This is a genomic window from Sphingobacteruim zhuxiongii, assembly GCF_009557615.1.
GTDB classification, from domain to species: Bacteria; Bacteroidota; Bacteroidia; order Sphingobacteriales; family Sphingobacteriaceae; genus Sphingobacterium; species Sphingobacterium zhuxiongii.
Genome location: NZ_CP045652.1, coordinates 878584 through 891791, shown reverse-complemented (window position 1 = coordinate 891791; position 13208 = coordinate 878584). Strand labels below are relative to the sequence as shown.

Here is a 13208-nt window from a genome sequence, read left to right as displayed (position 1 = left end):
CCTTTATATTTTAATTATCCAATATAACTTTCTACTTCGAGTGCTTTGAAAACTTTTGCTAATTTCTCTACAGCTTCATCGATTTGATCGAAAGTATGTGTAGCCATTAAAGAGAAGCGGATTAAGGATTCTTCAGCAGGTACTGCCGGAGCAACAACAGGGTTTACAAAAACTCCGTCGTCTTGCAGCATTTTAGTTACTATATAAGTTTTTTCGTTATTTCTTACGAATACTGGTAAGATTGGACTTTCTGTAGCACCTAAATCGAATCCACTATCTAATAATAGCTTTTTCGCATAGTTTGTATTTGCCCATAATTTCTCTATGTGTTCAGGCTCCGTTTGGATAATTTCTAATGCTTTCAAAGTAGAAGCAACAGACGCCGGCGTCATACTTGCACTAAACATTAAAGAGCGAGCTCTATGTTTTAAGAATTCGATAGTATCCTTATCTGCTGCAACAAAACCACCAAGTGACGCTAGCGATTTACTGAAAGTACCCATGATTAAGTCTACATCTTCTGTAAGACCAAAATGAGATGCTGTACCCGCTCCTTTCTCGCCAATCACACCTAAACTATGTGCATCATCACACAATATCGCAGCGTCGAATTCGTTAGCTACTTGAACAAGTTCAGGTAACTTAACAATGTCTCCTTCCATACTGAAGATACCATCTGTTGCAATCAACTTAAAGCTTTCTTCTGGTAAACGAGACATTTTATCGCGAAGATCATCGATATTATTATGTGCGTATTTTATCACCTTAGAGAAAGACAAACGGCTACCATCAATAATTGATGCGTGGTCACGTTCATCCAGTAGAATATAGTCATTACGACCTGTAAGGCATGATAATGGTCCTAGATTCGATTGGAAACCCGTACTGAAAAGAATAGCTGCGTCTTTACCAACATAGTCAGCCAACTTTTCTTCAAGTTCCACGTGAATATCTAATGTACCATTAAGAAACCTAGAACCGGCACAACCGGTACCGTATTTGGCCAACGCATCCTGCGAAGCTTGAATGATACGAGGATCAGTCGTTAAACCTAGGTAGGAATTTGATCCAAACATTAATACTCTGCGGCCATCGATAATAACCTCTGTATCTTGTTTAGATTGAATAGGTCTAAAATAAGCGTATAAGTTTTTCGATTTGATTTCCCCTAGTTCGCCATTTAAAAACCGTGCAGTTCTTTCGTTTAATTTTCCCTTGCTCATTCGTCAGGTATCTATATTCTCAATAATATTTACTTTTTGAACTTTTAACAAAAAACGTCAAAAATCCCACAAAGGTACAAAACTACGCCTAACTATTAAATAATATAAGTGTAACTTTTACCTTTCGATACAAAAAATCGTCGCAAACATACAAAACTTAAACCTCAATTTAGCTTTATTTTGACATATAAATATCATAAAATTAAATTAATATTAACAGATTGTTTAGTATAAAAACACTGTTAGTTTTGCTAATTTTCCCAAATTGTTACCTTTGTGCTTCAAACGAAACGGACAAAATGGCAATTTCATCAACAGTTAACATAAAAAACAAGCGTGCTTCCTTCGAATTTCACCTGTTAGATCGCTATGTCGCTGGCATTGCCTTACTCGGAACAGAGATAAAATCCATTCGTCAAGGTAAAGCGAATATTAACGATAGCTTCTGTTCGTTTTTCGAAGATGGCCTTTATATTCGTAACATGCATATCGCAGAGTACTCTTTTGGTTCATTTTATAATCATGAAGCTAAGCGTGATAGAAAGCTATTGCTAACTAAGAAAGAGCTCAAGAAATTGCGTGAAAAGGGCGAAGAAAAAGGATATACGATCGTTCCTCTTCGTATTTTCGTTAATGAACGCGGATACGCAAAGATTGAGATCGCCTTAGCTCAAGGTAAAAAAGACTTTGACAAGCGCGACAGTATCAAAGAACGTGAATCCAAACGAGAGCTCGACCGCGTTATGAAACGATAGCCTCTGCTCTACGCTGATAATTTCCAGGTGTCATATGTTCTCTTTTTCTGAACATACGAACAAAATAATTTACATCCGAAAATCCGCAGGCATAGCAAACTTCTTTTACAGACAATTTTGATTTAAGTAGTTCCTTAGCTTTGCTTAGACGCTCTTGAATTACTAATTCCATTGGAGTAATCCCTACTTCTTCTTTGAACACGCGAAATAAGCTCGCGTTACTCATGTTAACATGTTGACTTAGTTGATCAATGGTTAGCTTATCATTTATATTTTTAGTGATAAAATTCCGGATATGAACAAGCAAATTATTATGTTGCTCTGTTCCTGGGCTAACAACTGTAGATAATTTCTGTTGTTGTATAATCCTGACTAGCAACTCTTTGAAAAGAATATCCGATAAAACATCTTTGAGTGGATCATTGCTGGTCATCGTAGAAAATAGGCGATCTGTTAACGAGGCAATTTCACTCGTATTAGCAAAATGTACATTTTCCCAAGAGAGATTCCATTGCATGCTTTTATTTTCTTTGGGATAACTTTCATTTAGATAATTCAAGGTTTTCTCGATTTTATCAGCCGATACCACCAAAGCCGTACATTGGGTTGGATCTTGCAGTGCTGCATCGGGAAAATCTATTTGCATAGGTTTCAGGGCAGGTAAAACAATCGTTTCTCCAGGGTAATAATCGAATGCTGGCAAATCGTTTACATGCATTACTTTCTTACCTTTCAGCATATTGATTATTACCATATCGTTAAACTGTAGAGGCACTAAGTTGCTCGCTTCATAGGTTTCATAGATGTTCAACTCGAAACTATCAAGGGTATACGCTCTTCTATTTTCAACCAATGTACTCAACTCCTTTTCTTTCGAAAACGGGAGAGCACGAATCAGATTTTTTCCGCTCATATCATACACATTTTATAATTGGTTGCTTATCAAATATATAAAATCTATTGATATTTCAAAACCTTCTGTCATCCCATTCGTCTTATTAACGTCAGATTTTGATAAATAAGCGTCTTGATAGAATAATGCTATTGTCTGCGAGGATAATGCTACTGTCAAACTTTCGTTAAGCTTACATTTGGAATAGTGACAATATAAACTTGAAAAAACGATAATATGAGTGCACTAGCAAGACCATCGTTCAAAGAACGATATGACAATTACATTAATGGAGAATTTGTAGCTCCAACGCAAGGAAAATATTTTGATAATATTTCCCCATTAGATGGAAAACCTTTCACACAGGTTGCTCATTCGACCAAAGAAGATATTGACAAAGCTGTTGCATCTGCAAAAAAAGCATTCGAAACTTGGGGCAAAAGCTCAACAACTGAGCGTAGTATCATCTTGAATAAAATAGCCGATCGTATCGAGCAAAATTTAGAGAAGATTGCTATCGTTGAAACTGTTGACAATGGTAAAGCTGTTCGTGAGACCTTAAATGCTGATATCCCATTAGTAGTTGACCATTTCCGATATTTCGCTGGAGTAATCCGCGCGGAAGAGGGATCATTATCAGAATTAGATGCAAATACGGTTTCTTTAATTGTAAACGAACCTGTAGGCGTTGTTGCACAGATTATCCCTTGGAACTTCCCAATCTTAATGGCTGTATGGAAATTAGCGCCAGCTTTGGCTGCCGGATGTACAGTCGTATTGAAGCCAGCAGAGAGCACACCAACTTCTATTCTGGTTTTAATGGAATTGATAGGTGATCTAATTCCTCCCGGAGTAATAAACATCGTGAATGGGTTCGGCTCTGAATTAGGGCGTCATTTAGTTACACACCCAGATGTAAACAAAGCTGCATTTACTGGTTCTACCGCAACAGGACGTCTAGTGATGCAATATGCTACAGAAAATATTATCCCAGTGACCTTAGAATTGGGTGGTAAGTCACCGAATATATTCTTCTCTTCCGTTATGGACGAAGACGATTCATATCTCGATAAAGCTATTGAAGGAGCTGTACTATTCGCTCTTAATCAAGGCGAGATCTGTACATGTCCATCGCGCTTATTAATTCAGGAGGACATCTATGATAGATTTATCGCACGTGTAGTTGAACGTGTGAATCAAATCAAAGTGGGCGATCCTTTAGACCCAACGGTTATGATGGGTGCACAAGCATCGAAAATCCAAAAGGATAAGATTATGTCTTATATCAAATTGGGTAAAGAAGAAGGTGCAGAAGTATTGACTGGTGGTGATGAAAACCACTTAGGTGCTGGATTGGAAGAGGGCTATTACATTAAGCCTACCTTATTCAAAGGCCACAATAAAATGCGTATTTTCCAGGAAGAAATCTTCGGTCCAGTATTAGCAGTAACGACGTTTAAAGATGTAGACGAGGCGATTGCAATTGCAAACGATACAATCTATGGTTTAGGTGCTGGAGTTTGGACGCGTGACGCACATGAGCTTTATCAAGTTCCGCGTGCTATTCAAGCTGGGCGTGTATGGGTTAACCAATATCACTCCTACCCAGCAGGTGCACCATTCGGTGGTTACAAACAATCAGGTATTGGGCGTGAAAATCATAAAATGATGTTGGCACACTACCGCCAGGCGAAGAATATGCTGATCTCGTACAGCAAAGAAAAACTTGGATTTTTTTAAAAATCAAACATACAATCGGGTAAGGGGTTATTTAGGTAACCCCTTTTTTATAATAGCGGATATGACTTCAAGAATAGATTTAACAGACAAAGCGAAAGAACTAATCCAAGAACTTACGGATAAGCATGGCCCATTGATGTTTTATCAAGCAGGTGGATGCTGTGAAGGAACACAACCTCAATGTTTTGAAAAAGGAGGATTCTATCCCCGAATGAATGACGCCATGATTGGTTTAGTCGAAGGATATGAATTCTGGATTGATAGAGACCTTTTCGAATATTGGCAATTCTCACATTTTACATTAGATGTATTAGATGGCTTTGGTCCAGGAGGCTTCTCATTAGAAACTCCGCTCGGAAAAACATTTAAAATTCATTACAGATTATTCTCGGAAGATGAATTAAAAGATCTGGAACCTGTGACTCGCTATTAGCGAGCAGTTGACATTAGTAGTCAGTAAAACAATTGCCGCTTGACGTTAAAGCCCTGTGGGTTCAATATAGGGATAAGCAATCTTTAGAAACAATTTCTGTTCTTTATCTTATGTCATAGATAATTAACATTTCACCTACATTTTCTTCTGTTTTAGAATAAAAATCAATCTTTGTTAAGATCATTTAATCAAGCTACTTGTCAATAAGTATCAAGTATTGGTTAGAAGATCGAAGAACAAACGGTAAATTCTAAAAACAACATCTACATGTCAGAAATATTCAATCCACTTAAATTAAAAAATCTAACCCTTTCTAACCGCATTATTGTCTCTCCTATGTGTCAATACACAGCAGAAGATGGTTTTGCGAACAACTGGCACCTTGTCCACTTAGGACAGTTTGCTACTGGAAAAGCAGGAGCAATTATCCAAGAAGCGACAGCTGTTGTTCCTGAGGGGAGAATCTCCTACGGGGATTTAGGTATATGGAAAGATGAACATATTGCGAAATATCAAGAAATAACGAAGTTTATTAAAGAGCAAGGTTCTATCCCAGGGATCCAGCTTGCACATGCGGGTCGTAAAGCAAGCACCGACAAACCATGGATAAGCAGGAAACAGTTCGCACCCAATGAAGAAAATGGATGGCAGACTGTCTCATCCACTGACATCCCTTATCTCGAATCAGAACATGCACCTAAAGCTTTGACGCTTGATGAAATAAAAGGATTGGTAGAACAATTCGCCGATGCAGCGGAACGCGCTGTGAAGGCTGGATATCAAATCATCGAAATCCATGCTGCTCATGGTTATCTAATCCACCAATTCTTATCGCCGTTAATTAACAATCGAACTGATCAATACGGAGGAAGTTTTGATAACCGCATCCGATTGTTATTAGAGATCGTTGCGGCAGTAAAAACAAGACTGGATGAAAGACATAGCTTATGGGTTCGTATATCTGCTACCGATTGGGCAGAAGAAGGATGGGATATCGAGGCTTCAATAGCACTCGTAAAAGTACTGAAGGAAGCTGGCGTTGAGGTCATGGATATATCCACAGGTGGAACTGTACATTGGCAGAAAATACCTGTAGAACCAGCATATCAAGTACCGTTTGCCACGAGAATAAAACAAGAAACCGGCATTATTACCGGTTCTGTAGGACTTATAACTTCGGCTGCTCAAGCCAATGAAATTGTAGAAAGAAATCAAGCCGACTTCATCCTCATTGGACGGGCTTTCCTAGACGACCCACATCTTGTGTACCATTGGGCAAAAGATTTGTCCGTCGACTTAGCGTGGCCTCATCAGTATGAGCGAGCGAAGTCTTAATCAAAGAAAATTAATCAAGAACATCTAGCCCTTCCAATACTGGAATGGGCTTTTTGTCGTCATCGAGCGCAACCAAAGTGAAACGTCCTTGAATAGCCAATTCACGACCATCATGGTACATACTCTCGACGAAAATCTCGACAAAAACTTTTAAGCTTGTACGGCCAATAGACTCAACCTTAGCAACGGCTTCCACGATACTCCCTGAAGGAATCGCTTTATGAAAATCAATCTTATCCGTAGAAACTGTAACTAACTGTTTTCGGCAAAAGCGGGTACCACACATAAAAGTTACCTCATCCATCATTGCCAGTGCTTTGCCACCAAAAAGGGTATCATGGTGATTAGTGTGGAAAGGAAACACGGTCATCGTGATGCGTGTTTCACTTGCATCAATACGTTCTTGAACTGTCATTTTGTAATTTGTGACCGCAAAGGTAGGAACTAATTTTCATTTTCGACAAGTACGCCTATCCCCTTTAACAATAACGATGCGTTAAAAATAGTACATGGGCCATCCTTCAACTTATAATCGAATAACATTTCTGCACCATGCACTTGAATATCAAAATGATAGTTCTTTAGATTCTGTGGATAATCTTTTGCCATTTCTGCCAATTGCAAATCATGCGTAGCAAGCATCCCCTTTCCTTTCAATCCTATTAACTTTTTAATAATTGCCTTGGAGCCTAAATATTTATCAACGGAATTTGTTCCACGTAGCATTTCATCAATAAGAAAATAACTCGCAGGAATCTCCTCTACACGCTCCAGGATAAACTTCATGCGATCAAGTTCCGCTTTAAAAGTCGAAGTGCTCTCATTCAGCGAATCCTTAATACGCATATAAGTTACTAGCTCATAAATTGGAATAGAAAACTGCTTTGCACAGACTACTGCACCCGCATAAGCCAGGACAGCATTGACCCCAACGGTCCTTAAAAATGTACTTTTACCTGCCATATTCGAACCGGTAATCAAAGCAATTTGATGATCCTCGGACGAATAATCATTCGCAACAGACTTGTCGGAACTAATCAAGGGATGATTAAGCTCCTCCGCTCTCAAATGATCATTGATAAAATCTTGCTGAATCGAAGGAAGTACCCAATGTGGAAAATTATAACGCAGAATAGCCAATGAAATTAGCGATTCGTATATGCTGATTGCATCGAATCCAGACACTATCGTATCTTGATAGCTATCCTTCCACTTATTGATGGCCATAACTTGCTTAAAGTCCCAAAGGAATATCATATTCAAAATAGCGCCCACTAACATATTATTACGGGCATCCAGCTTATCAATCAATTGTCCCAATTCGCGGATAACAGAAGATAGCTTCTTATCTTGTTCTTGCAAGCTCAATTTACTCTGCAACGTCTTGTTTAAAGTAGCATGATATTTCCTATCCTCAATCAGTTTAATAGCATCTGCAAAGGCAATAAGCGACACCCCTATCTTATCGATTTTGTTAGAGAACTGACTTACCTTTCCTGCCTGACTCATCGTCCATAAAAGATGTACAATCCCAAGCATAATCAGATACGAGGAAATATTAAAAAGAAACAGAGAAACTAGGATACCTGCTAAGAAGATCCAGGGTGCTACCGGTACGTATAAGCGCATAAACGCATTTCCGAAAGCCATGGACCTGTCGTGAAAATAACTTTGAATGTAGGTTCTTAAATTGACTTTAGACCCTAAATTAAAAAGCATCTTCGTTTGAAATGACTGCAAATGTTCTGGATCTTCACTCAATTCTGTAGACGCTTCTTGGCGTTCCAGAATATCCGCTCTTCCAGCAGCCTTCAAAAGCCATCCTGCCAATTCAGTGATACCATCCTTTGTCGCACAGCGATTAATTTTCGAAAATAATGAGTGTGGACCAAATATATCGAGATCGCCAGTATAAGGATGCTTTGGATCTTCAAACGCTGTCCCATCTGCATATATATTTTTGTTCTCTTCGATCATCTTGATCTCATTCTCATTGATCTGCAGAAATACCTTCCTTTCCTCCAGCTTACGTTCCAATTTACTATGTCGGAATACCAGATAAATAAAGAGCAAGATCACCCCAATGATTGTCCCAACGACCAAAAAGATATTATTGGTCTTAAAAAGTTGAAATACTAAAATCCCTCCACCGATCATGATTGCTAGGCGCAAAAAAGAGTTTCTCGTCATTTGCTTCTCTAGACTTCCAATCGTTTCCCGAACTGTCTTTATGTTGTTATGATAAAATACGTGACTCATGCGTTAAAAATAAAAAAAGCCCAGCAAAGCTGAGCATAATATCTTTTTAAATAGCAACCTTCGATCTTTTTACCAAGCTTGATCACCAACAAGTGGGACAAATCGGAAGGTATCTAATTCAATACGTTCAAAATCGTTCTCCCCAACTCGAAGAATGGTTACCATCTTTTGAAACTGTTCATCACCAACCGGAATGACCATTAATCCTCCAAGGCGCAATTGCTTTAACATCTTCTCTGGAACAAAAGGTGCCCCAGCGGTCACGATAATTTTGTCGTAAGGCGCATGAGCAGGAATACCTTTGGAGCCATCTCCTAAAAAGAAATTCGGCTTATAGCCCATGTAAGGTAGCACTTGTATGGTCCGTTGGTATAGGTTTTCTTGGCGTTCAATGGTAAAAACATTAGCGCCCAATTCTAATAAAATACAAGTTTGATATCCCGAACCCGTTCCAATCTCCAACACCTTATCCCCTTTGTTAATATGCAAGAGCTGACTTTGATAAGCAACTGTATATGGCTGAGAAATTGTTTGCCCATCACCAATCGGAAAAGCGATATCACGATACGCCTGATTCCAAAAGGTTTCGTCGAAAAAGAAATGTCTAGGAACCTTCCCAATGGCGTTTAACACCCGCTTATCGTCAATACCACGCTTCTCAAGGTGTCTCACGAGCTGTTTCCTAGCCCCTTGTTCCCGATAATTATCTACAAACTTGTATGCCATATCGCTCAAAAATACCCTTAATTTATTACATTTTTAAGCTTAAAATGCAATTCACTAAAGGTCAGAAGCATGTCCAATTTTCCTTAAAAACAAACAAAACCATGAATTAATTCGTAAATTAGAACATCGATTTGCGCTATCTTATTGCATCGCACAACGTTGCAAAATTAGGTATCCACATCATGCGACAAAGTCTATTCAAAATGGATATAAACTCTATATTTAGAAACCAAGTACAAAACATGATCCCCATGAGGCAATTATTTACAATTATCCTAATCGCTCTTTTCCAAATCAACACACTATCCGCACAAGAACAGCAAGCTTCTCCAAAAGATGATGATATCATTAAGGTATTAGCTATTGGTAATAGCTTCTCGGAGGATGCATTGGAAAACTATCTTTATGAGATGGCGAAAGCTGCGAATAAGAAGATCGTCATCGGCAATTTATATATTGGAGGCGCACCGCTAACCTTGCACTTAAAAAATGCACACAACAATAATAAAGCATATAATTATCGTAAGATCAGCTTAGACGGCACAAAAACGAAGACCGATAAAGTTAGTATTGAAGAGGCCTTAGCAGATGATAATTGGGATTTTGTAAGTCTCCAACAAGCAAGTCCACTATCGGGAAAATATAGTGTAATTATGGAAACATTACCAGATGTATGGACCTATGTATTTGCACACATCAATTCGGATACTAAATTGGTATATCATCAAACTTGGGCTTATCAAAAGGACTCCAAACACGAGGGATTTAAGAACTACAATCAAGATCAAATCGTTATGTACGATAGTATAGTCAATGCTACCTCTCAAATCGATAAATCGGGGGATTTCAGTTTTGTTGTGCCTAGTGGAACAGCAATTCAAAATGCACGAACTAGCAGTATTGGTGATCACTTCACCCGCGATGGTTATCACCTTGATCTCGACTACGGACGATTCACCGCAGCAGCAACATGGTATGCCAAGCTCTTTAATTTAGATCCAAGAAAAAACAGCTATAAACCTGAAAAGTTAACAGATCTGCAGGCTAAAATTGCAAAACAAGCAGCACAAAAAGCCGTAAAAAAACCATTCAAAATCTCTCGAATCAAACTTTAAGATAGATGACTCAAGATGTCAGACATTAGATCAAAAATGTCTGACATCTTGCTTGTCCCTTTTTATTCAAAGCTTATTTGTATAAACAACTTTGATCTTTCTGGACTAAAAGCCTTAATAACCAAAATCTAACCTCGGGAAAAGCCAATTTTCCATATCGACTCTATTTTCTTACCTGACTTCTCGAAAATCTAATTCCTAATACGGATCAACATCAATCTGAACTCGAACTCCTTTATTCTTTTTATCCAGTTCGAAATGTAGAATTGCCTGTTTAATTAGCTCTTTAACTTTGGCAATCGAAATATCTTTACGTTCAATCTTAAGGGTGATTGTTTGAATAAAATTATTCCGTACTCTAGCGACTAATGGCGGCTCTGGCCCTAACACACGCGGACCTAAAGATTGACGCATTAGAGAGGCCAAATGATCTGCTGCTGCATGCACCAAATCTTTATCCGGATGCTTAACATCCAATTTTATTAATCTATAAAAGGGAGGATACTGATAATTTTTTCGCTCAGTTACTTCCGTCATAAACATTCCATCGTAATCATGATTTTTAACCTGATCTAATATTCGATGGTTAGGTGTATAGGTCTGAATAATCACAGTACCTTCCGCCTGTCGACGGCCAGCACGACCTGCAACCTGCGAAAAAAGAGAGAAAGCACGTTCATACGCTCGGAAATCAGGGAAGTTAATCATACCATCTGCATTGATAATACCAATTAAACTCACATTTCCAAAATCTAGCCCCTTCGTGATCATCTGTGTCCCAATCAAAACATCAAATTCTTGGTTATCGAAAGCCGAAATCACGCGATCAAAGCCATATTTACCCTTGGTCGAATCGAGGTCTAAGCGACCGATTCGTAGGTTGGGCATTAATAATTCAAGCTCTTCTTCTACCCTTTCCGTACCGAAGCCCTTACTTTGCATATTAGGCATTCCGCAAGCAGGACAAACATTTAGCGTATCTTCAGAAAAACCGCAATAGTGGCAATGCAGAAGATTACTTGTTTTATGATAGGTAAGACTTACATCACAATTCACACATTTAGCAACGTAGCCACATGTTCCACACTGCAAAAAAGGAGTATGACCTCTTCTATTTTGAAACAAGATTATTTGTTCCTTTCTGTCAACCGCTTCTTGTATCGCCGTCAACAAAGCCTTACTGAAATAGGAACTCATTTCATCTTTTCGGGACGCTTCTGTAATATCAACGACTTGAATTTGAGGAAGCTTTGCATCCCCAAAGCGTTCCAGCAACTCGACTAATCCGTATTTTCCGGATTTAGCATTATAGTATGATTCGACAGAAGGTGTTGCTGAACCTAATAATACTTTAGCCTGATGTTGATAGGCCAGATATATCGCCGTATCTCGCGCATGATAGCGCGGCGCCGGATCATATTGCTTATAGGAGTTTTCGTGCTCCTCGTCGACAATAATTAACCCTAAATCCTTAAAAGGAAGAAATACTGAAGATCGAGCACCAATAACAACTTGAAATTCGGACTTACGAACCTTGTGCCAAACTTCAGCGCGTTCATTATCATTGAACTTGGAGTGATAAACTCCTAACTTATCGCCAAAATGAAGTTTCAAGCGTTCAGTGATTTGCGCAGTCAATGCAATTTCAGGCAATAAATATAATGCGTTCTTTCCCTGAGCTAACGCCTCTTCGATTAAACGAATATAAAGTTGAGTTTTTCCAGATGCAGTAACACCATGTAATAAGACCACATCCTTCTCGTTAAAAAACCGCTTTATGCTATCGTAAGCCGATTGTTGAGCGTCGCTAAATTTAAAATCGGGCGATAGAATAACGTCTGCTCCTTCAAAACGACTAACGACTTTTTCTTCAACCTCTAAAACACCTTTATCGATTAAACCAGTAATCGCTGATGTTCCACATCCACTTGCTTCCATCAAGTCTTGACGAGAAATATCGGTCTTCGTTTTTCGCAATTGAAAATAAGCAAGTATTGCATCTTGCTGTTTTGGCGCACGATTCAACTCATCCAGTAAGCCGCGTTTGCTCTCATCATCAAAAAATACTTTCGACAATTTCAAAAAGACCTTAGTCTTTGGTTTATACTTTTCTTTGATCTCCTCAGAAATCAATATATAGCCATGTTCAAATAAACTTCGTAATAATGGAAACACCGATTTCTGTCCCAATATCTTCATCACATCGTTGACAGACAACTCCCCCGCAACATCCAATGCATCGAGAACCATATAGCCCTTATCGGAGAGCAAGGAACGATCCAAGTCTGGATTTTCAGAAGCCACGATTTTCGTTTCCGAAGCCATTTTTAAAGCCGCGGGAAGTGCAGCTTGCATAACATCGCCGGTATGACACATATAATATTCTGCCATCCAATCCCAGAGTTGCAATTGTCGTTGATTAACAATTGGATCCTCATCGGCGACATCTAAAATATACTTGGCCTCATACCTCGCTGGTGCTTCTTCTTGAATAGATTTCACAATCGCGGAGTAGATCTTGTTCTTTCCAAACTGAACGATAACACGTACGCCAATTTCTATACGTTCGTTTAGTTCAAATGGAACTCGATAAGTATAGGTCTTCGCAATAGCCAAAGGTAATACGACTTCAACAAATAGTGTTTTCCGATCTCGGGGCAACAATTCCAATTCAGACATACTACAAAAATATAGAAATAAAGGATTATCGGACGCTATTTATCGGATTAA

At 38.7% G+C, this 13208-nt stretch carries 11 protein-coding genes; 5 read left to right on the top strand and 6 right to left on the bottom strand.

The features are described from left to right. Positions 1-14 precede the first annotated feature (14 nt). The gene (spt, locus tag GFH32_RS03915) at positions 15-1223 is read right to left on the bottom strand and encodes a serine palmitoyltransferase (RefSeq protein WP_153509834.1); all 1209 of its coding nucleotides are present in this window, start codon (positions 1221-1223) and stop codon (positions 15-17) included. A 299-nt stretch (positions 1224-1522) separates the two neighbouring features. Here spt and smpB point away from each other — a divergent pair, with 299 nt between their 5' ends. Further along, a complete protein-coding gene (gene smpB / locus GFH32_RS03910) occupies positions 1523-1978 on the top strand; it encodes an SsrA-binding protein SmpB (RefSeq protein WP_153509833.1) in 456 nt (151 codons plus the stop codon). On the opposite strand, the gene GFH32_RS03905 is transcribed toward smpB, so the two are convergent. Beyond that, complete coding sequence (locus tag GFH32_RS03905; RefSeq protein ID WP_153509832.1) at positions 1965-2891, bottom strand: helix-turn-helix domain-containing protein; 927 nt, start codon at positions 2889-2891, stop codon at positions 1965-1967. The two genes, smpB and GFH32_RS03905, sit on opposite strands and share 14 nt — an antisense overlap. Positions 2892-3107: 216 nt before the next feature. Between GFH32_RS03905 and GFH32_RS03900 the strand changes: the two genes are divergently transcribed. From GFH32_RS03900 to GFH32_RS03890, 3 genes are all read left to right on the top strand, one after another. Continuing rightward, complete coding sequence (locus GFH32_RS03900; protein ID WP_153509831.1) at positions 3108-4610, top strand: aldehyde dehydrogenase family protein; 1503 nt, start codon at positions 3108-3110, stop codon at positions 4608-4610. Positions 4611-4671: 61 nt separating this feature from the next. After that, complete coding sequence (locus GFH32_RS03895; RefSeq protein ID WP_153509830.1) at positions 4672-5043, top strand: DUF779 domain-containing protein; 372 nt, start codon at positions 4672-4674, stop codon at positions 5041-5043. Between the two features lie 267 nt (positions 5044-5310). Beyond that, positions 5311-6378 (top strand): NADH:flavin oxidoreductase/NADH oxidase, encoded by a 1068-nt coding sequence (locus tag GFH32_RS03890; RefSeq protein WP_153509829.1) that lies wholly within the window; start codon positions 5311-5313, stop codon positions 6376-6378. 10 nt (positions 6379-6388) lie between these two features. Here GFH32_RS03890 and GFH32_RS03885 read toward each other — a convergent pair whose 3' ends face one another. The 3 genes from GFH32_RS03885 to GFH32_RS03875 form a co-directional block, all read right to left on the bottom strand. Further along, complete coding sequence (locus GFH32_RS03885; protein ID WP_153509828.1) at positions 6389-6793, bottom strand: acyl-CoA thioesterase; 405 nt, start codon at positions 6791-6793, stop codon at positions 6389-6391. 29 nt (positions 6794-6822) lie between these two features. Further along, a complete protein-coding gene (locus GFH32_RS03880; protein ID WP_153509827.1) occupies positions 6823-8637 on the bottom strand; it encodes a MutS-related protein in 1815 nt (604 codons plus the stop codon). 69 nt (positions 8638-8706) lie between these two features. Then, positions 8707-9363: a protein-L-isoaspartate(D-aspartate) O-methyltransferase gene (locus GFH32_RS03875; RefSeq protein WP_153509826.1), complete on the bottom strand. Its 657-nt coding sequence runs from the start codon at positions 9361-9363 to the stop codon at positions 8707-8709. Positions 9364-9614: 251 nt separating this feature from the next. Here GFH32_RS03875 and GFH32_RS03870 point away from each other — a divergent pair, with 251 nt between their 5' ends. Continuing rightward, positions 9615-10478: a DUF4886 domain-containing protein gene (locus tag GFH32_RS03870; protein ID WP_153509825.1), complete on the top strand. Its 864-nt coding sequence runs from the start codon at positions 9615-9617 to the stop codon at positions 10476-10478. Positions 10479-10676: 198 nt separating this feature from the next. Here GFH32_RS03870 and priA read toward each other — a convergent pair whose 3' ends face one another. Next, positions 10677-13157, bottom strand: a complete 2481-nt coding sequence (priA, locus tag GFH32_RS03865; protein ID WP_153509824.1) for a replication restart helicase PriA — start codon at positions 13155-13157, stop codon at positions 10677-10679. Positions 13158-13208: the final 51 nt, after the last annotated feature.